The 18,532-nt window shown below is 38.9% G+C and carries 18 protein-coding genes, 11 tRNA genes and 1 pseudogene; 10 read left to right on the top strand and 20 right to left on the bottom strand.

All coding sequences use genetic code 11. The features are described 5' to 3' along the window. Window positions 1–124 precede the first annotated feature (124 nt). Both AA980_RS17535 and AA980_RS17530 read left to right on the top strand, forming a co-directional pair. Window positions 125–853 (top strand): helix-turn-helix transcriptional regulator, encoded by a 729-nt coding sequence (locus AA980_RS17535; RefSeq protein WP_024028740.1) that lies wholly within the window; start codon window positions 125–127, stop codon window positions 851–853. Window positions 854–919: 66 nt separating this feature from the next. Beyond that, a complete protein-coding gene (locus tag AA980_RS17530) occupies window positions 920–2,134 on the top strand; it encodes a MalY/PatB family protein (RefSeq protein ID WP_024028739.1) in 1,215 nt (404 codons plus the stop codon). Window positions 2,135–2,387: 253 nt separating this feature from the next. Here AA980_RS17530 and AA980_RS17525 read toward each other — a convergent pair whose 3' ends face one another. Further along, window positions 2,388–2,753, bottom strand: a complete 366-nt coding sequence (locus AA980_RS17525) for a winged helix-turn-helix transcriptional regulator (RefSeq protein ID WP_024028738.1) — start codon at window positions 2,751–2,753, stop codon at window positions 2,388–2,390. Window positions 2,754–2,960: 207 nt separating this feature from the next. Between AA980_RS17525 and hxlA the strand changes: the two genes are divergently transcribed. Next, the gene (hxlA, locus tag AA980_RS17520) at window positions 2,961–3,593 is read left to right on the top strand and encodes a 3-hexulose-6-phosphate synthase (protein ID WP_024028737.1); all 633 of its coding nucleotides are present in this window, start codon (window positions 2,961–2,963) and stop codon (window positions 3,591–3,593) included. Between the two features lie 6 nt (window positions 3,594–3,599). Beyond that, window positions 3,600–4,157: a 6-phospho-3-hexuloisomerase gene (hxlB, locus tag AA980_RS17515; RefSeq protein WP_024028736.1), complete on the top strand. Its 558-nt coding sequence runs from the start codon at window positions 3,600–3,602 to the stop codon at window positions 4,155–4,157. A 199-nt stretch (window positions 4,158–4,356) separates the two neighbouring features. Here the strand turns inward: hxlB and AA980_RS17510 are convergent, their stop codons facing one another. Then, the gene (locus AA980_RS17510) at window positions 4,357–4,932 is read right to left on the bottom strand and encodes a lysozyme inhibitor LprI family protein (protein ID WP_024028735.1); all 576 of its coding nucleotides are present in this window, start codon (window positions 4,930–4,932) and stop codon (window positions 4,357–4,359) included. A gap of 346 nt (window positions 4,933–5,278) precedes the next feature. Here AA980_RS17510 and AA980_RS17505 point away from each other — a divergent pair, with 346 nt between their 5' ends. Continuing rightward, window positions 5,279–6,511, top strand: a complete 1,233-nt coding sequence (locus AA980_RS17505) for an MDR family MFS transporter (protein WP_024028734.1) — start codon at window positions 5,279–5,281, stop codon at window positions 6,509–6,511. A gap of 184 nt (window positions 6,512–6,695) precedes the next feature. Continuing rightward, window positions 6,696–7,410: pseudogene (locus tag AA980_RS17500) on the top strand (ABC transporter ATP-binding protein). Window positions 7,411–7,792: 382 nt separating this feature from the next. Here AA980_RS17500 and AA980_RS25870 read toward each other — a convergent pair. The 4 genes from AA980_RS25870 to AA980_RS17480 all read right to left on the bottom strand — a co-directional run bounded on the left by AA980_RS25870 (window position 7,793) and on the right by AA980_RS17480 (window position 10,835). Then, window positions 7,793–8,230, bottom strand: coding sequence for a hypothetical protein (locus tag AA980_RS25870; RefSeq protein WP_024028731.1), 438 nt, complete (start codon window positions 8,228–8,230; stop codon window positions 7,793–7,795). A gap of 2 nt (window positions 8,231–8,232) precedes the next feature. Then, window positions 8,233–8,844, bottom strand: a complete 612-nt coding sequence (locus AA980_RS17490; RefSeq protein ID WP_024028730.1) for a TetR family transcriptional regulator — start codon at window positions 8,842–8,844, stop codon at window positions 8,233–8,235. Between the two features lie 198 nt (window positions 8,845–9,042). Beyond that, the gene (locus AA980_RS17485; protein WP_193392252.1) at window positions 9,043–9,687 is read right to left on the bottom strand and encodes a response regulator; all 645 of its coding nucleotides are present in this window, start codon (window positions 9,685–9,687) and stop codon (window positions 9,043–9,045) included. A gap of 8 nt (window positions 9,688–9,695) precedes the next feature. After that, window positions 9,696–10,835, bottom strand: a complete 1,140-nt coding sequence (locus tag AA980_RS17480; RefSeq protein WP_024028728.1) for a sensor histidine kinase — start codon at window positions 10,833–10,835, stop codon at window positions 9,696–9,698. 181 nt (window positions 10,836–11,016) lie between these two features. On the opposite strand from AA980_RS17480, the gene AA980_RS17475 reads away from it, so the two are divergent. Beyond that, entirely contained in the window at window positions 11,017–11,805 is a 789-nt protein-coding gene (locus AA980_RS17475; RefSeq protein ID WP_024028727.1) for a CPBP family intramembrane glutamic endopeptidase, read from the top strand. Window positions 11,806–11,870: 65 nt separating this feature from the next. On the opposite strand, the gene AA980_RS17470 is transcribed toward AA980_RS17475, so the two are convergent. Next, window positions 11,871–12,503, bottom strand: coding sequence for an NAD(P)-dependent oxidoreductase (locus AA980_RS17470; RefSeq protein WP_024028726.1), 633 nt, complete (start codon window positions 12,501–12,503; stop codon window positions 11,871–11,873). 200 nt (window positions 12,504–12,703) lie between these two features. Here AA980_RS17470 and AA980_RS17465 point away from each other — a divergent pair, with 200 nt between their 5' ends. Next, window positions 12,704–13,141 (top strand): Rrf2 family transcriptional regulator, encoded by a 438-nt coding sequence (locus tag AA980_RS17465; RefSeq protein ID WP_024028725.1) that lies wholly within the window; start codon window positions 12,704–12,706, stop codon window positions 13,139–13,141. Window positions 13,142–13,337: 196 nt separating this feature from the next. Next, window positions 13,338–14,252 carry an MBL fold metallo-hydrolase gene (locus tag AA980_RS17460; protein WP_024028724.1) on the top strand — a complete coding sequence of 305 codons (915 nt, stop codon included), beginning with the start codon at window positions 13,338–13,340 and terminating at the stop codon, window positions 14,250–14,252. Window positions 14,253–14,423: 171 nt separating this feature from the next. On the opposite strand, the gene AA980_RS17455 is transcribed toward AA980_RS17460, so the two are convergent. Together AA980_RS17455 and AA980_RS17450 are read right to left on the bottom strand one after the other, a co-directional pair. Then, the gene (locus AA980_RS17455) at window positions 14,424–14,618 is read right to left on the bottom strand and encodes a hypothetical protein (RefSeq protein ID WP_024028723.1); all 195 of its coding nucleotides are present in this window, start codon (window positions 14,616–14,618) and stop codon (window positions 14,424–14,426) included. A 306-nt stretch (window positions 14,619–14,924) separates the two neighbouring features. Beyond that, window positions 14,925–16,094 (bottom strand): uracil-xanthine permease family protein, encoded by a 1,170-nt coding sequence (locus tag AA980_RS17450; RefSeq protein WP_024028722.1) that lies wholly within the window; start codon window positions 16,092–16,094, stop codon window positions 14,925–14,927. 215 nt (window positions 16,095–16,309) lie between these two features. On the opposite strand from AA980_RS17450, the gene AA980_RS17445 reads away from it, so the two are divergent. Beyond that, window positions 16,310–16,981 carry an HAD family hydrolase gene (locus tag AA980_RS17445; RefSeq protein ID WP_024028721.1) on the top strand — a complete coding sequence of 224 codons (672 nt, stop codon included), beginning with the start codon at window positions 16,310–16,312 and terminating at the stop codon, window positions 16,979–16,981. Between the two features lie 159 nt (window positions 16,982–17,140). On the opposite strand, the gene AA980_RS17440 is transcribed toward AA980_RS17445, so the two are convergent. The 11 genes from AA980_RS17440 to AA980_RS17390 all read right to left on the bottom strand — a co-directional run bounded on the left by AA980_RS17440 (window position 17,141) and on the right by AA980_RS17390 (window position 18,440). Next, window positions 17,141–17,215: transfer RNA gene (locus tag AA980_RS17440), tRNA-Asn, on the bottom strand. A 20-nt stretch (window positions 17,216–17,235) separates the two neighbouring features. After that, window positions 17,236–17,310, bottom strand: a tRNA-Ile gene (locus tag AA980_RS17435). A 13-nt stretch (window positions 17,311–17,323) separates the two neighbouring features. Beyond that, window positions 17,324–17,397, bottom strand: a tRNA-Gly gene (locus AA980_RS17430). Window positions 17,398–17,408: 11 nt separating this feature from the next. Beyond that, window positions 17,409–17,482, bottom strand: a tRNA-Cys gene (locus AA980_RS17425). 13 nt (window positions 17,483–17,495) lie between these two features. After that, window positions 17,496–17,571: transfer RNA gene (locus AA980_RS17420), tRNA-His, on the bottom strand. 5 nt (window positions 17,572–17,576) lie between these two features. Further along, window positions 17,577–17,661 (bottom strand) — tRNA-Tyr (locus AA980_RS17415). Window positions 17,662–17,685: 24 nt separating this feature from the next. Beyond that, window positions 17,686–17,758, bottom strand: a tRNA-Phe gene (locus tag AA980_RS17410). A gap of 184 nt (window positions 17,759–17,942) precedes the next feature. Beyond that, a tRNA-Asp gene (locus AA980_RS17405) sits at window positions 17,943–18,019 on the bottom strand. Window positions 18,020–18,022: 3 nt separating this feature from the next. Continuing rightward, a tRNA-Met gene (locus tag AA980_RS17400) sits at window positions 18,023–18,096 on the bottom strand. Between the two features lie 170 nt (window positions 18,097–18,266). Then, a tRNA-Ser gene (locus AA980_RS17395) sits at window positions 18,267–18,359 on the bottom strand. An 8-nt stretch (window positions 18,360–18,367) separates the two neighbouring features. Further along, a tRNA-Ala gene (locus AA980_RS17390) sits at window positions 18,368–18,440 on the bottom strand. Between the last annotated feature and the right edge of the window lie 92 nt (window positions 18,441–18,532).

Raw genomic sequence — 18,532 nt, 5'->3', positions numbered from 1 at the left:
AAATATTTTAAAGATTAAAAAAATATTGAAAGCGGTTTCAATTTATGTATAATGAAAATCAGAAATAATAATAAATTATTACAATGAGAAATTATTATCTATGAATAGGAGGGTGGTTTTAAAAATGGGAAATCACATACCTTCGCAATTGCAGCCCTATGTTCAACTTGTTGAGTTTTTAGGCAGTGTAATGGGTAACCAATGCGAAGTCGTTCTGCATGATGTGAGAAATATTGAGAATTCAATTGTTGCAATTAAAAATAGCCACATTAGCAACAGAAAAGTAGGTGGGTCACTTACAGATTTAGCCTTAAAAATATTAAAGAATAAATCATATGTCGAAAAAGACTTTTTAGTAAATTATTCTGGAAAAACCCATGAAGGAAAAATTGTTCGATCGTCTACATTCTTCATTAAAGATGACAGTAGGAATGTTGTCGGTCTGCTTTGTTTTAACATGGATCAAAGCAAAATGGTTGAAACTAGGAATCTTTTGGATAGTTTGATCAATGGAGTATTTGAGGTATCGTCAAATGGCTTAGATTTAAACGGAAGGGTTCCAGGCAATATTGAAAATCCAATTGAAGATTTTCATAAGTCTATAGAAGAGCTCACTACCTCCATTCTTTTTAAAACTCTTTCGGAAACAAATATTCCTCCAGATCGAATGTCGGCTGATGAAAAGATTGATGTAGTTAAACAATTAAATGAAAAGGGCGTTTTCTTGATTAAGGGTGCTGTATCAGAAGTGGCATTGTATTTGAAAACATCAGAAGCTACAGTCTATCGGTATTTAAACAAACTCGATACTAAACAGCAAAATGGGAGATTTTCAAATGAGCAGCCAGTTTGAACTTGTGTTGAATGCAAAAAGGGTAAATAGGAAGTGGAATGATAAAAAGAGAAGGGTGGATTTCAGATGAAATACAACTTTGATGAAGTAATCAATCGCAGAGGAACCTATTCATTAAAATGGGATGGCGGGGAATTAATTAAAGAAATCGGCATCACGGAAAGATATGATGAAGATTCTATCCCATTATTTACAGCTGACATGGATTTACCTGTACCACAGCCATTGATTGACGCATTGCATAAAACGGTTGATCATAAGATATTTGGTTATTCCATATTTCCCGAAGAGTATTATGAAGCCATTCAACATTGGTTTAGCAGGAGACATAATTGGAACATCAAGAAGGAAGAAATCATTTATAGCCCAGGTACTGTCAATGCTTTAAATATTGCCGTAAGAGCATTCACAGAACCTGGCGATGGGATCATCATTCAACGTCCCGTTTACCCGCCATTTACAGCAGCGATAGAAAATAACCGAAGACAAGTGATCAATAATGCACTTAAATGTGATGAAGAAGGTTATTATTCTATTGACTTCGAAGATTTTGAAGCGAAAGCAAAGGATAAAAAGACGAAAATGTTCATTCTATGCAATCCTCATAATCCAACAGGCAGAGTCCTTAATAGCGAAGAACTTCAAAAATTAGCTGAAATTTGCGCGGAAAATGATGTGCTTATCATTGCGGATGAAATTCACGGAGATTTAATTAGACGCAACCTTACATTTACTCCTATTGCAAAATCTACCGACAAAGGCGACCATATTATCACTTGTACGGCAATCAATAAAACCTTTAATGTAGCAGGACTTCATTGTACGAACGTGATCATCCCAAATCCAGAGCTAAGAAAAACATTCATCGACACCATGGGCTTTCAATTAGCATCGCCATTCACAATCTCCGCTCTTATAGCCGTATATAATGAGGGCGAAGATTGGCTAAACCAATTGAAAGAATACATCGATGGCACAATGGAATGGGTAGTCAATTTCTTGGCTGAAAGAATGCCACATGTAAAAGTTAGAATTCCTGAAGGGACTTACGTGATGTGGATGGACTTTAGTGCGTATGGGCTATCACCTGAAGAAGTTCATGATCGAATTTATAACAAAGCGAATGTTCTACTAGAGGATGGGAGTATGTTTGGAGAAGAAGGATTACAGTATCAGAGAATTTGCATCCCTTCTCCACGGCCGATTATAAAGGAAGCATTCGAAAGAATCGCAAGAGAATTTGAAGACCTTCATGTCGGGGTCAGACCCCCACTCAGCTAAAGTTTAAAGCAGCAAAGTATGAAAGTAGCTGAAGATCGGGACCTCCCTACCGCCCAAAAGGTTCTTAAAAAAGGGGGGCTCTAAGTAAAAAAGCCTCGAGCAGCAATATGTAAAAATCGCTGTTCAAGGCTTTTTAATTAAATTTGTTGTTATCTCTACTCTTTATATACAAAGCAATGGAAAAACCACGGTTAAAAATAGCTAAACCGTGGGAAGTTATAATTGTCTTTTCCCGTATGGTAAGAAGCCTTTTCTACTTAACAACGGATTGATGCTCAGGTTCTTTTTCCAATACATACTCAATATAATTTTTGCCCCATTCATACATAGCATCTAAAATCGGCATCAGTTTTCTTCCATACTCTGTCAAGGAATATTCCACTTTTGGCGGAACTACAGGGTAAACTTCTCGATGAACGATTAAATGATCTTCCAGTTCGCGTAATTGATTAACAAGCATCCTTTGGGTAATACCCGGTATAAGAGCCTTTAATTCACCAAATCGCTTCGTTCCTTCCTTGCCTAGATGCCATAAAATTAACATTTTCCACTTACCACCAATAACGGCAAGCGTTAATTCTTTTTCACAGTTAAACAATTTCTCTCCTAAATTTGGCATTTCCTTCACCTCTCCTTTATTTTATCCAATAGTATACTTTTTAGCACTATATGCGTTGAAAGTGCGTACTTTTAATTTATTGACATAGTGAGTATACTAAACATCGTGCTGGTGAGCAAATGGATTTTCAATAGGAAACATTTCCACCTGATTTGTGGAAGCCACTTGGCACAACCAATAACACTATTCTAAAAGGAGCGAATATACATGAAATTACAATTAGCATTAGATCTTGTCGATATTCCAGGAGCCATTGAAGTAGTGAAAGAGGTAGAAGAGTACATTGATGTAGTAGAAATTGGTACACCAGTGGTAATCAATGAAGGTCTTAAAGCAGTGAAAGAAGTAAAGGCTGCTTTTCCTAACTTAACTGTATTAGCTGACTTAAAAATTATGGATGCCGCTGGATATGAAGTAAGCCAAGCATCTGCAGCAGGTGCTGACATCATTACGATTCTTGGAACCGCAGAAGACGAGTCCATTAAAGGCGCAGTTGAAGAAGCGAAAAAACAAGGAAAAGAAATCCTTGTGGATATGATTGCAGTGAAAGACATTGCAGCCCGTGCGAAAGAATTGGACGAACTTGGTGCCGATTATATCTGCGTACACACAGGTTACGATCTGCAAGCTGTAGGAAAAAACTCCTTTGAAGATCTACACACGATTAAGAGCGTTGTAAAAAATGCCAAAACGGCGATTGCCGGTGGAATCAAATTAGAAACACTTCCGGAAGTAATCAAGGAACACCCTGACCTCATCATTGTCGGCGGCGGTATCACAAGCAAAGAAGATAAACAAGCCACTGCACGTGAAATGCAGGAATTAATTAAACAAGGTTAATGTCCGATGGAGACTACTCAATATTTAGCAAAAGTCGTGGAAGAATTAAGGCAAACGGTACACTTAATCTCTGACTCAGAAGCAGAAAAATTAGTCAATCAGATTTTAGAATCCAAGAAAATCTTTGTAGCTGGTGCGGGCAGATCCGGATTTATGGGTAAATCTTTCGTGATGCGAATGATGCACATGGGGATTGATGCCTATGTAGTTGGTGAAACCGTAACAGCTAACTTAGAAAAGGACGATTTATTAATCATTGGATCAGGTTCAGGAGAAACCAAAACTTTAGTTGCTATTGCTGAAAAGGCAAAAAGCCTGGGAGGTACAGTCGCAGCTGTAACGATTTCGCCAGAATCAACCATTGGAAAATTAGCTGATATTATTGTCAAATTACCGGGAGTAACGAAAGACCAGTCTCAAGGTGATTACAAGACCATTCAACCGATGGGATCTCTATTTGAGCAAACAATGTTGTTATTTTATGATGCCTTAATCTTGCGCTTTATGGAGAAAAAAGGCTTAGATACGAATAAAATGTATGGTAAACATGCTAATCTCGAATAGAGAATAATAACTCAGTTCGGCAAGAACTGAGTTATTTTTAATATTTTTTGGTTTTCTTCTTCAACTAAAGCTCCATTTTATTTAAGTAGAGCAATTCACAATTTGTTGTATGGCCAGTGATGAAAAATTATTTCATATAATCTTCAACTAATTTGAAGATTCTTTCCTCTGTAAGATTTGCCAGCACCGTTACATATTCTCAATGTTCCTCCGTACCGCCTTTATATTTTAGGGATGCCTCTAATGCAGTATCCTCTTTATATTTTATCCAATTCTGTTGTTCTGTTCTCAATTTGTCCATTTCTTCTGTCGTAAGTTGTTTCTTTAGGACTCCATAAACTTCATTCAACAATCCATCCCAAACGTCGTATCTTTTTCCTTGCTCATTTTTCATCCCGTATGTTGATGTATCTTTTGAATTTTTTCCGATTTCGTCCATTTCTTTTTTAGTATCATTTAATTTCTTAAGATAGTTTTCCTTCAGACTCGCTGTAGAATTATTAGTAGACGCATCTTCTTCTTTTGCAGGTACATTGTTTGATGTATCCACTATTTTGTTTGTATCATTATTGTTTGTATCAGTGTTGTCGGTATTTGAAGCATTTTCTGTTGAATCCATTTTAGAAGAATCGTCCTTTGTTTTTTCAGATAAATTGTTTTGTGACTGGTTGTCCAACGGAGCACTTGACTCTTTAGATGAGTTCCCACAAGCAGCCAATAAAATTACAAATCCTACAGTAAACATTCCTAATAACATTTTCCTATTGTTTTTCATAATATAGGCCTCCTTTTATAATGAAATCCCTTATGTAGTATTACTGAAGTGACCAATATTCTTCACTTAACTAACATTAATATAATAACAATTGGAAAACAACCTGCTGTTTTTGCAATTGTTTAAAAATTTACTTTTATTAAACTATCCTGCTGTAGCTTTCACGAGCACTAGGTTTGAATGTCAGGCTTTTGACAAGCGATAAGATTCCCTTATCGAAAAGTATAAAAAATATATAATTTCCTTATGGAATTTATGGTGCTACGATATGAATGAAATCATGATATAGTTACACAGCCATTCTTTTACTTTCCGAGTAAAAGATGAAAGAAATGAGGATCTATATATGAACAAAATAAAAGGTTATTTCAATGAATTTCATCCAATCGTATGGGTATTGTTAATTGGAACGATTCTTTCAAGAGGATCTGCCTTTATGACCTTGCCTTTTCTATCCATTTATCTATCCCGACATCTGGACCTGTCGCCTGTCATTATTGGCTTAACGGTTGGAATGAGCCCATTAATGGCAACCGTTGGCGGATTTATCGGCGGCCATTTATCCGACCGCTTTGGCAGAAAAAGGGTCATGCAGTTTGCCTTGTTCTCGATTGCCTTTGTTTATTTTGGTTTTGCGCTTGCGAATAGCCAAGGATGTTTTATACTGCTGAACGCTTTAAATGGACTTAGCAATTCCTTTTTCGAACCAACTTCACAGGCCTTAATGGGAGATGTGACCGAAAAGAAGAACCGAATGAAGGCCTATTCCTTAAGATATACCGCACTCAATATCGGTGCATCAGTTGGACCTCTTTTAGGAGCATACCTGGCTACTACTTCAGCAAATATGTCATTCACTATTACCGGGATTATCTATCTTGTATATGCATTCGCTTTATTAGTATTAATGGAAAAGCTTTCCATTCCCCGATCCGAGCAATCGATTAAAAAATCTGTCTCATTTTTGCAAGCAATCAAAATGGTCAAAAGGGATAAAGCATTTCTCTATTTATTACTTGGAATTATCCTAGTGAATATTGGCTATGTTCAAGTAGATTCCACTCTGCCACAATTTTTGTCATCTACTCTTCGTAATGGGGTCTATGTTTTTTCCGTATTGTTAACACTTAATGCCGTGATGGTGGTTTTCCTGCAAATGCCCATTAGCCATATAGCAAATCGGTATAAACCGATGCAGGTAATGATTGTTGGCGCCTCCTTCATGGCCATAGGTTTATTGCTTTGCGGTATGATTAATGGCTGGGTTACAGCAATCCTTTCCATGATATTGTTAACCTTTGGGGAAATCCTCATCTTTCCGTCCAATAGTCTAATGATTGACCAGCTGGCCCCTGACCATTTAAGAGGAACCTATTTTGGAGCTGGACAATTTCGAAAAATAGGCAATTTTATCGGACCCATATTTGGCGGCTTCTTGCTAAGTCACTATCATGGACAAATCATGTTTTGGACGATTTCACTCGTAGTACTGGGAAGTATTCTATTCTTTATTATTGGAAATCGATCATATGTGAAAATAACTGTAAGTGGAAAAATCACGACGATCAAAGAGGGATGATAAAAGTCCCTGTTATCACCCGAATAATGTCGAAACTTTCGACAAAATCCGGGTGGTGACTTTGATTATGGCCATATCAAAAGCAGACATTCAAACCCAAGCAATTTCAACTATCCGTTCGCGTTTAGGAGCAGAAGATGTTACCACCCAACACGATCATCGCGTGATTTCCCAAAATCTCTCGATTGAGATACCTGACCGATCCTTTACAGTCATTATCGGACCAAATGCGTGTGGGAAATCCACTCTGTTGCGCACCCTTGCCAATCTAATTAAACCTTTAGCCGGTCATGTGCTATTGGATGGAAAAAATTAGTACATATAAATCAAAGGAAGTGGCGAAAAAGCTTGGTCTTCTGCCACAATCCTCAACTGCTCATGATGGAATCACCGTTGCCAATTTGGGTGCACATGGACGATATCCATATCAAAACCTCATTCAGCAATGGACTGAGGCAGACGAACAGGGCGTTGAGACCGCAATGGAGCTGACCAATACAATTGAGCTTTCCAACCGCTTTGTCGATGAGCTTTCCGGTGGTCAACGCCAACGAGTCTGGGTTGCGATGGTACTTGCCCAACAAACCCCATTGCTTCTTTTGGATGAGCCAACCACTTACTTAGATATTGCACATCAAATTGAGTTACTCGAATTATTTACGGATCTCAATGAGCAAGGAAATACTTTAGTGGCTGTGCTTCACGATTTGAATCATGCTGCCCGCTATGCCACCCATCTGATCGCCATGAAAGCAGGAAAGGTTATCGCCCAAGGCAACCCATCCGACATCGTCACAGAAGAACTCATTGAAGAAGTATTCGGTCTAAAATGCCATGTCATCGAAGACCCGGTCACTCATACGCCGCTTATCGTCCCCCTTGGTCGAAATCGTTCATAATAGAACGTGCACTGGAAGAGAACAAGATCCCATCTATGTTCAGATTTTTAGCGGGATTTCGAGCGGAGACGTCTTTTTGGTCGGGCTCTTTTCATAAAGCTAGTTGTTTTTTTGGATTCGCTGATAAAATTGAAAATTCGCTGATATAGTGGTTAGATTCGCTGATAAAATCCTAGATTCGCTGATAAACTAACAAAAATCGCTGATAAATTAGGTTAACTTGCTAAAACGTATAATTTTACACCAACCAGTGATTTTTTAGAGGGGAATTGTCGTTTATAACAACACTTTTTCACAAAAACAGCCATTATTAGGAAAAATTAGCATTAGGAGAACATCCTAATGCTAGTTTTATACTAAAAACGTTATTTATCTATTGTTTTTAGGTAAATAAATAGACACTCTGAACAATAAGGGTTGCCGTGAGAAGCACACCTACTCCCACATGCTCAGCATCCGGGATAATATGATTTTTTATCGCCGGCAAAAATTTATAAGTGTTATGAAAGTATTTTTCATAATCCACCCGAACCTGGTGCGGATAACCCGTCAAATAAGGAATCCACCATGCCAATAAATGCATCACCATAATGATGCTCGTCAAAACCCAACCAAACCAATGCCCAATTCCATTAGAAAAGAAAAAACAGGCCGCGATAATGACAAGAGGTGGATAATTGCCTAAAACCTCAAATTTACGCAGGCGTTGATCCCTTGAATGGATATCATTAAACGGATAAAGATTGGCAAAGTCAATGATCATTTGGTAAACAAGAAATACTAACGGCATTACAAATGCCGCGATCTGAAGAGGGGACATGTTTATTTCTCCTTCACATGTAATAAAGTTTTTAAAACGGACTTTAACACATCAATCTGACTTTGGGCCTCAACTAATTTTTGCTCCAAAAACAAGGAGCTAATATTCAATCCTTCTAGCATTGAAATAATCATTTTCGTAATGGCTGTTTCGGATAGTTCAGGCGGAAATTCTCCACTTGTTATTCCTTCTTGAATAAAGGAATTAAGCTCCGTTACCGCCTGTTCGTATCGATTTTGCAAAAGCGGGAGCCTTTTTTCCTCCCTCCAGGCAGTCATAAAATATTCATAGGCGACTGGCACGATGGATTGCTTAATCCCTTCAAAACCTGCGGCCTGTGAGTCCAAAAAATACTCAATCTTTTCCCAAGCCGTTCCTGCCAATCTTTTTTCCTGAGAATCATCTTGCGAATGGGAAATCTCTAAAATTTTCGTGAAAATTTCCTCTGTGCTTGAAAAGTATGAATATAAGCTTCCAAAACTAATGTTTGCAGCCTCTTTAATATCCTTCATGGTTGTAGGTTCGAAGCCTTTTTGTTGAAAAACTTGAGCAGCTGCCATTAAGATCTCAACCCTTTTTTGCTCTTTGTATGCTTCTGAAACTTTCGGTGTCAAAGGTTTCCGCCTCCTAAAAGTGAGATTGTTCTCGGTTTTATTATAACGAGAGTATTCTCGGCTTTCAAGTAGCTAATAAAAAAATAATAAAAGTGCCTATCACGACCCGAATCATGTCGAAGTTTCCGACAAAATCCGGGTGGTGACAGTGCACTTATATTGCACTGGCGGGGGATGAAAACTCCCCGGCTACTTCTATTATTTCCCCTTAAGAAAAATTATTAATTCAGAACGGCTTTTCAGTTCTAATTTATCAAGTATTCGAGATACATAGTTTTTTACGGTGCCTTCTGTTAAAAATAATGTTGCGCTAATGGTCTTATTACTTTTCCCTTGCATGATTTGTTCAACGACTTCGATTTCTCTTGGTGTCAGCAGCTTTGATAAATCGATTTTTTTCTCGGAAGAGGAAGACGGGTATTCTGGAACATTCTGTAGGGCATTAATAAGCTTGCTTGTCACTTGCGAATGAAGCATTAGCGTGCCCTCATGCGCTGCTTTGATGGATTTAATAATCTCTTTTAAATCAGAGTCCTTCAGAATAAAACCATCCGCTCCATTTTTCAGTCCATTGAAAATATACTCATCTTCATTAAAAGTGGTCAAAATAATTACTTTCACATGTGGATAGTGAGCCTTAACCGCCTTTGTTGCCTCAATGCCGTTCATAATTGGCATTCTTATGTCCATTAAAATAACATCCGGGACCTTATCTTTAAGCAGACTAAGGAGGTTCTCACCGTTTGCCGCCTCCCCGATGACCCGAATTTCTTCATTTAAACTTAAAAGCATCTTTAAGCCATCCCTGACAATCCCTTGGTCATCCACAATGATAATCTCAATCATTTTCATCACCCCGCACTCGTTACAAATGGAATTTCCGCCTCTACAGCAAAACCATTGCCCTTGGTCGACACAAACTGAATGTTACCGTTTAATGAATGGATTCGCTCTTCCATTCCCTGTAAGCCGTGAGATTTTTTAATATCGGCACACCCTGCCCCATCGTCCTCGACTTTCACAAACAGCTTATGGTCGTGTACAAAAATATCTATATGAAAACTACTCGCATTTCCATGCTTGATTCCGTTGGTTATGGCCTCCCTCACCGTTTCATAAATCCCCTTTTGGATCTCCTTGCTCGTGTACTCGGCCGTGTCATCGAAAAATAATTCAAAGTTCAATCCCCCGGCCATTTGCAAGCTTTCGATTAAATCATCAAGTGAATCGCGCAGTTTGATCTTGTTTTTCCAGGCTTGATCATCTTTTAAGATATCAACCGCTTTGCGAAGACCTGTAATGGAAGTCTGCGAGATTCCGAGAGCTTTGCCTAACACTTCTTTTGACTTTTTTGGGTCCGTGTCAATCATATTCTCGGTAAATTCCAAGTGCATTTTCAAAGCAATCAAGGCATGACCAATGGAATCATGAAGTTCCTGGGCAATTCTCGTCCGTTCTTTTACAATCGTGATTTCCTTTAGCTTCGCATTAGCCTCCATCAATTCAGCATTAAGCAGATTTCCCTTTTCTTTCTCCCTGCTGTTGCTGCGAAACAGATAGATGAGCAGCAGCATGGCGAGATACGGGAACAAGGCCTGCTGAACTCCCGCCTTAAGAACGAACATTACGCTCAAAAATACGAAAACATGAAGGATGAGCAGTCCGCTTTGAATCCAAGGACGATAGAGGAAAATCTCGACGATTGGAAAAACAAAATAAAAGTTAAGCGGCAGACTATCGAATCGAATCAAATATAGACCTGTTCCAACGATACTTCCCATCATAGACAGATAATATATTTTACGATTGTTTTCAAAAAGTTGGTAACGATTTCTCAAATGATCATTCAGATGAAGAAGGATGAATCCGAAAATGAACGCAGCCTTCAACATAATCGCTATTTGGGGGCGCAAAAGGATATCAATGGAAGTCGTCACAATCAGAATAATTCTAAACATCAAAATGATCATCGGCGGCTTATGTTTAGTCAATGAAACCACCTCCAGCGTTTTTAATACCATTATACTATTCTGCTAAAAAACAGAATAGATACCTAAAGTAATCGACAAATGATAACTAAAGTCATATGCAGCTGGTTACTTTAGTTTCTTTCAAGCCTTTCTGCAAAAGATTACCATTAGTCCATAAAGAATTCACAAAGGAGGGACCTTTATGGTTCTAAAAAATAACGGATTGTTTTACGCAGTGACTGTTCTTATCACTACATGGATTGTCACAGCAGTTCTGTTTATTCAGCCGAGTGTAGGCCTAAAAATGTTTCCACTCATTATGTTTATTCCTGCAGCGATCGCGATTATATTTAGTATTTTCGGGCGGGAGGGGGTTCATGGATTTAAACAGAAACTTAATGCAAAAGCATTGCTGTTCGGCATTTTTTATCCGATTGGCTTCGTTTTGCTTTGTGCCTTCCTATCACAGATCTTAGGGATCGGAACATGGAATGCTTACACAGTACCAGTTGTTAAAATGCTTGTCACACTCGTAATCACAATTCTTATCAATCTATTTACAGTTTTAGGAGAGGAATATGGGTGGAGAGGGTATCTGCTTCCGAAGTTTACAATGCAATGGGGAAAAACAAAGGCGACCATCATTCTGGGGATCATTTGGGCATTGTACCATGTTCCTACTGTTTTTTTCTTGGCAAAAGCTACTGGAATAGGTCATCCTTGGTTAATTTGCTTGATTCAAGCAGGCTGCGTGTTTGTGTTTAGTTTTCCATTTTCCTATTGTTATTATTTATCGGGGAACATCATCCCTGTTCTTTTCCTCCATTCCGTCTGGGGTGTTATCAATACAAACGTACTGGGCGATATTTATACAAATAAACAAGGCTTGATTAATGGAAATATCGTTTTATTTAACGGGGAAGGGTTATTGGGCCTCGTTTTAGGGGGGCTTTTCATCTTCTGGTTCTTCCGCCAATTCAAGAAGGATTAAAAATGTGCCTGTCACTACCCGAATAATGTCGAAGCTTTCGACAAAATCCGGGTGGTGACAGGCACTTATTCACCGACAACTGTGAAACGTTCATTTGTATGCTGGGGATTTTCAATTTCATCTAATACTGCAATTGCATAGTCTGCATAGCTGATGTAACTATCTCCTTTTGAATTGACTAGAAGATGATCTTTTCCAGATTGATAAGATCCAGTCCTTTTTCCTTCCGGATCAAATACCGCAGAAGGACTGATAAATGTCCAGGTAATAGCAGATGTTTCCTGTAATTCTTGCAAGTTCCGCCCTTGCCCTTTAGCTGTTGGGATAACGATATCTGGAAAATCAGGTGTATCGATTACCTTAACGGTTTTATTTTCATCTACATAAAGACTTCCAGCTCCGCCTACAATTATTGCTCTTGTTTTTGTTCCTTTTAGTACCTCAATTAACGCATGTCCAGCATCAACGTGTGCCTGCTCTTCACCAAGTGGAGCACCGAAGGCATTAACAACTACGTCAAACTTTTTTACATCATCTGAAGTAAGATCAAATATAGTTTTTTCAATGACCGAAACGCTTTTATCTTTAAGTTTTGCTGCATCTCTAACAATAGCTGTTACTTCATGTCCTCGACTAACTGCTTCTTTCAAAATAAGACTTCCAGCTTTACCACTCGCACCTATAATTCCAATTTTCATTTTATTGCCCTCCTATAATAATAATTAACTTGTAATTAGAACGATTACCTGTAACCATATTAATTACATCTTGCTTTTTTGTCAATACTTTTATAAATCCTTTTTTCATTTTGTGCATATACAAAAGGAAAATACGCTTGTAATTGAACTAATTACAGGTATACTATTAGGTTGAATCTTATTAAAGAAGGTGAAATGAAATGTCTATCAGCAGTCGTTTTGCTGTGGGAATTCATATATTAGCACTTATTGAAATCAATAAAGGCGGGGTAAGTACATCTGAATATCTAGCTGCAAGTGTAAACACCAATCCAGCTGTAATCAGAAAAATAATGGGGATGCTTAAAAATGCAGGGTTGGTAAACGTTCGCCCTGGTATAGCAGGAGCTGAATTGGCGAAGAACTTATCCGAAATTACATTGCTAGATGTATATAAAGCAGTTAACGTTGTCCAAGAGAAAGAATTGTTTAGCATACATGAAAATCCCAATCCACAATGTCCCGTCGGTAGAAATATTCAAAATGCAATTGGTCCACTTTTTGAAATTGCCCAAACGGCATTGGAAAAAGCTCTTGGACATGTAACGATTGAGGATGTAGTAAAGGATATTATTGAAAAAGAGAAATTGAATCATTAGTAAACCACATTCCTTCCTTGAATGTCGTTTTTTTTATACCCCCATTGAGCTGGCACGAATATTCGCTCTAAAACATCAAATCGATTTACTCTTTGCTCAATAAGTAGTCGAGGTGCCTATAGCCATCATATAATGGATTTATAAAACAAACATCTTAGTTTTCAAAAAATAAGTAGGGGCAAGGGAGAGAAATTAGATGAATGGAGAATTTTTCAGCAGGCATTTTAGTCTTGAAAAAGTTAGTGAAGGAATTTATGCCGCCATTGCAAAAGAGGGCGGTGGTTCAGTAGGCAATGCTGGCTTTATTGATTTAGGGGACCAAACAATTGTGTTTGACACATTTAATACGCAGCAGGCTGCTGAAGAATTGAAATCTATCGCAACAAAGATAACAAACCGCCCCGTCACCTTTGTTATTAATAGTCATTGGCATGGAGACCATATCCGCGGCAATCAGGTTTTCCAGGACAGTACGATTATTTCTAGCCAACTTACTTACGAAAAAATAAAGGATCTCCAACCAACACGAATCAGGCAGCAGATAGATAATATACAAGATCTTACAAATTATATTCATTCATTAAAAGCGCAAATGAGGAAAACCAATGATATTAAGCTAGCGCAAAAAATAAGCTTCTTAAGCGAAGTAGAAACCTCACTACCAACATTAGAATTAGTCTTGCCGAAGCAAACGTTTAAAGAGGAAATAACGTTTCATGGAACAAAAAGGAGTGCGAAACTCTTTACTTGGGGAGGAGGACATTCCTACTGTGATGCGGTTCTCTTTATTCCAAATGAAAAGGTAATATTTATGGGGGACTTGTTATTTGTAAATTCTCATCCTTCATTTTTTGAGGAATCCAACCCTGAGCAATGGATTCAAATTTTAAAGAAAGTAGGAAGTCTTGATTTTCAAAAAGCTGTACCTGGCCATGGCCCAATTGGAACAAAAAAAGACCTTTTAGAAGTAAGCGATTATATCGCCGAGATGATTCAAATCGCAATCACAGCTAATTTAGAGGAAATTCTTATACCATTTAAATATCAAAATTGGACTTCTCCGGAGATTTATCAGCAGAATTTTCAAAGCCTAAAGGAGCTTTACAGTTAGAAGGAGTAAACAACCATTTGGTTCGGGGCAGTTTCAAGGTGAACCGGATCAAAAAAATGTTAGTTTAAATTAAAGAATTGCCCGCTATCTTTGAGTTATTTAAAGTTAGCGGGCAGTTCAAAATATCTTGCGGTTACTATTCTTACCCTTATGAAAACTACCTCAATGTAATCAAGACCGTTTCCTTCGTTCATTTTCTGGAAAAAGAAAATAGGAGATTAATCCTGAAAATAGTGCAGCTCCTATTGCAATGATTAATCTAATTCCTAATTGTATTTCTGAAAAGTCCTTATTAAGCATCCAAAGGGCTACAGCCATAACGATTATCATGATTGGAATGACAACTGTAATTCTTTTCGGTTTCAATTTTTCACTCCCCTTCTTTCCTCTTTTTTACCTAAATATTATTATACAAGAAACAAAGACGGGTAATGAGTGATTGTGCGTCCAATATTTTGAGATTGTAATGCGCAACCTCACTCCAAATCATCTGTCACATCATGTCCACGACCATCTTCTACTATTTTCCCTATCAAACAAACGTTTAATTAAAACAGTTGAAATCCTTGATATATAAGCCTTTCAACGTCCAAAACCATTTCCTGTGATCTAGTTGTTCAAAGACAAATAAAAAGCCATTCCGCTGAAAATGTTGGGAATGGCTTTTTCGTATTAACGTTCCTTCCTTGTTGTAAAATCGGGTATGAGCCAATAGATAAGCAATCCGGCAATGGTAGCGTAGGCGATACCATTATGGGCATACCCAACTCCGATGATGAAGATAATTGCAACGATGACCAAATTTTTCATATTAGCCAGACTCACTTTTTCCTCAATGAGGTGACGGATGCCCATTGCAGCAATCATACCAAACAACAGGATACAGATGCCGCCCATCACTGCAACTGGAATGGATTGAATAACAGCTCCAACTTTAGCGAACAAGCCAAGAAGAATCGCAATAACCGCAGCGCCTTGAATAATCCTACTGGAAAACTGGCGTGTGATGGCTAGAACCCCTAGGTTTTCCGCATAAGTGGTTTGCGCAGGTCCGCCGATGAAGCCAGAGATTAATGTTGCAATGCCATTCCCCCATAGAATGCTTGAAAATCCCGGATTCTTTGTCACATCTTTTCCTGTAATCTCATTTAGCACAAACATATGTCCAAGGTCCTCGATGATGGTAACCAGGGCTATCGGCGCCATTCCGAGGATTACGACCCACGTGAATTCCGGCATGACAACATGTGGAAGAGCAAAAGTCGGTGCAGTTGCAATTGTATGAAAATCAACAAATCCACGCACCGCTGCATATGCATACCCTACTGCAAGACCGATGAGGAGCGGAAAGAGCCGGATCACCTTTGTGCCAGCAAGCGTTGCGATGACTGCTGCCAGAAGGCTGACGATAGCGACATCCCAATTGGTCGAAGCCATGCTGGTCACCGCCGTGGTTGCTAGCGAAAGACCGATAATACTTACTACAGGTCCGACGACAACTGCAGGAATTACCTTGCGAACTTTTTCAAAACCAACAAAGGAAATAATCATAGATACAATGGCATAAACAATGGAAACGCTGATAAGACCTGCAACGGCTTGACCCGGTGAATGTAACTCCCCGACATATAACGCAAGTGGAGCAATAAAGGCAAAAGATGAACCTAGATACGTGGGAACCTTTCCGCGTGTAATAAGATGGAAAATCAATGTTCCTAAACCACTGGCAATAAGTGCACTGCCTGGATCAAGACCAGTTAGTGCCGGCACCAAAATTGTTGCACCAAACATCGCAAACAAATGCTGGAATGATAATGGGATTGCGCTCAAAAATTTTTTCAATCGTTTTCCCCCCCCTTTAATTGTCCCTTCATATATCATATATTTCTACTATCTATTTTTAGAATTAATTTGTAAAGTATTTTCTGTATATTTAGATTTTTTAAGAAAAGAAAAAGCCGCAAACGGGATTAGGTGAATAGGGTTTGGTTAAGTTATTCTGTCTTTATGTTAAACTTGAGAAGATAAGGAGCACTGGGAAAAAGGGAGAGAACGCAATGTTACAATCACTGATTTTTGATATGGATGGAACTCTATTTCAAACAGATAAAATTTTAGAATTATCACTCGATGATACTTTTAACTATTTGCGGTCACTAAATAAATGGGATACAAAAACCCCTATTGATAAATACCGTGAAATTATGGGTGTGCCATTACCAAAAGTATGGGAAGCTTTGTTACCTAATCATTCCATTGAAGTAAGGGAACAAACTGATGCATATTTTCTAAAAAGATTAGTTGAAAACATAAGAACGGGGAAAGGTGCTTTATATCCTAATGTAAAGGAAGTTTTCAGTTATTTAAAAGAGAATAATTGTTCAATTTACATAGCGAGTAATGGTTTAACGGAATATTTAAAAGCAATTGTGAGTTATTATCATTTAGATAATTGGGTTACTGAAACATTCAGTATTCAACAAATACATACGCTTGATAAAGGAGATTTAGTTAAAACAATTTTAAAAAAATATAATATAAAAAAAGCAGCAGTGGTCGGAGACCGTCTATCCGATATAAATGCAGCTAAAGATAATGGTTTAATTTCAATTGGTTGTAATTTTGATTTTGCACAAGCAGATGAACTCGCCCAGGCTGATTTGGTAATCGATGACTTAATTGAGCTAAAAACAATATTACCTAAAATGAAAAATAGCTTATTGACCTAATACGCTCTTAATATAAAGGAATCCAGCCGTTTCTTTGAAGAAATGGCTGTTTGAGTTTTAACAAGCACTGAAGAGTAGGGGGCTGACACCACTCAACCCGTTTCCTAGACGACAAAAAAAGTAGAGATACTTTGCTCTCTACTACTACGTTTTAAAATATGGCTCCGCAGGTAGGACTCGAACCTACGACCGATCGGTTAACAGCCGATAGCTCTACCACTGAGCTACTGCGGAACAATATAAATATAAATTTATGATACCTAAATGGACTCGAACCATCGACCTCACGCTTATCAGGCGTGCGCTCTAACCAGCTGAGCTATAGGCCCCAACGGTAATGATTGGAGCGGGTGATGAGAATCGAACTCACATCATCAGCTTGGAAGGCTGAGGTTTTACCACTAAACTACACCCGCGTGCTTAAATTTGGAGGCAACACCCGGATTTGAACCGGGGATAAAGGTTTTGCAGACCTCTGCCTTACCACTTGGCTATGCTGCCACATTATAATTAATGGGGCGACTGATGGGAATCGAACCCACGAATGTCGGAACCACAATCCGATGCGTTAACCACTTCGCCACAATCGCCATAATGGTGGAGGGGGACGGATTCGAACCGCCGAACCCTGAAGGAGCGGATTTACAGTCCGCCGCGTTTAGCCACTTCGCTACCCCTCCACAAAAGAATATTTCATATAAAGATGGCTCAGGACGGAATCGAACCGCCGACACAAGGATTTTCAGTCCTTTGCTCTACCGACTGAGCTACTGAGCCAAAAAAAAGATAATTACCTACAACAAGTTTGTACAAATCCTTTGCTCAAAAGAACTTTCGTTCTTTCTCGCAGATTGCCACAGTAGTTTATTCGAAGAAGTAAGCAATCTGCTCTACCGACTGAGCTACTGAGCCACAGAAAGAATATATATCAACGGCAATGAATCTACCTGGATAAAAAAAATGGCGGTCCGGACGGGACTCGAACCCGCGACCTCCTGCGTGACAGGCAGGCATTCTAACCAACTGAACTACCGGACCATATTGCGGGGACAGGATTTGAACCTGCGACCTTCGGGTTATGAGCCCGACGAGCTACCAGACTGCTCCACCCCGCGACGATAAAAATTATATTAAATTTTGCCCATGCTCATTGTTTACATGGACTGTATCAATCTCAGTAAGCCTATTCAAGTAGCAGCTCGATTGATACAACTCGCAGTTAATTCATTGAAGCAATGCTCGTTGCTCCACCCCGCGACAATAAAAATTAAATAGTAATAAAATATGGAGGAGGAAGAGGGATTCGAACCCCCGCGCGGTATGACCCGCCTGTCGGTTTTCAAGACCGATCCCTTCAGCCAAACTTGGGTATTCCTCCGAATAAAATGGAGCCTAGCGGGATCGAACCGCTGACCTCCTGCGTGCAAAGCAGGCGCTCTCCCAGCTGAGCTAAGGCCCCATGTTAAAAATTTATTTTTCGACTGGTCGGGAAGACAGGATTCGAACCTGCGACCCCTTGGTCCCAAACCAAGTGCTCTACCAAGCTGAGCT

Origin of the sequence: Neobacillus vireti (genome assembly GCF_001026695.1) — a bacterium.
In the GTDB taxonomy this organism is placed as follows: Bacteria; Bacillota; Bacilli; order Bacillales; family Cytobacillaceae; genus Neobacillus; species Neobacillus vireti.
Note: the sequence above shows the minus strand (reverse complement) of the source record. Positions and strands in the feature narration are given on the sequence as shown.

Excerpts from the sequence above, each read along its gene's own strand:
- AA980_RS17535 (WP_024028740.1), top strand. The coding sequence starts at position 125 with ATGGGAAATCACATACCTTCGCAATTGCAGCCCTATGTTCAACTTGTT.
- AA980_RS17530 (WP_024028739.1), top strand. The coding sequence starts at position 920 with ATGAAATACAACTTTGATGAAGTAATCAATCGCAGAGGAACCTATTCA.
- AA980_RS17525 (WP_024028738.1), bottom strand. The coding sequence starts at position 2,753 with ATGCCAAATTTAGGAGAGAAATTGTTTAACTGTGAAAAAGAATTAACG.
- hxlA (WP_024028737.1), top strand. The coding sequence starts at position 2,961 with ATGAAATTACAATTAGCATTAGATCTTGTCGATATTCCAGGAGCCATT.
- hxlB (WP_024028736.1), top strand. The coding sequence starts at position 3,600 with ATGGAGACTACTCAATATTTAGCAAAAGTCGTGGAAGAATTAAGGCAA.
- AA980_RS17510 (WP_024028735.1), bottom strand. The coding sequence starts at position 4,932 with ATGAAAAACAATAGGAAAATGTTATTAGGAATGTTTACTGTAGGATTT.
- AA980_RS17505 (WP_024028734.1), top strand. The coding sequence starts at position 5,279 with ATGAACAAAATAAAAGGTTATTTCAATGAATTTCATCCAATCGTATGG.
- AA980_RS25870 (WP_024028731.1), bottom strand. The coding sequence starts at position 8,230 with ATGTCCCCTCTTCAGATCGCGGCATTTGTAATGCCGTTAGTATTTCTT.
- AA980_RS17475 (WP_024028727.1), top strand. The coding sequence starts at position 11,017 with ATGGTTCTAAAAAATAACGGATTGTTTTACGCAGTGACTGTTCTTATC.
- AA980_RS17470 (WP_024028726.1), bottom strand. The coding sequence starts at position 12,503 with ATGAAAATTGGAATTATAGGTGCGAGTGGTAAAGCTGGAAGTCTTATT.
- AA980_RS17465 (WP_024028725.1), top strand. The coding sequence starts at position 12,704 with ATGTCTATCAGCAGTCGTTTTGCTGTGGGAATTCATATATTAGCACTT.
- AA980_RS17460 (WP_024028724.1), top strand. The coding sequence starts at position 13,338 with ATGAATGGAGAATTTTTCAGCAGGCATTTTAGTCTTGAAAAAGTTAGT.
- AA980_RS17445 (WP_024028721.1), top strand. The coding sequence starts at position 16,310 with ATGTTACAATCACTGATTTTTGATATGGATGGAACTCTATTTCAAACA.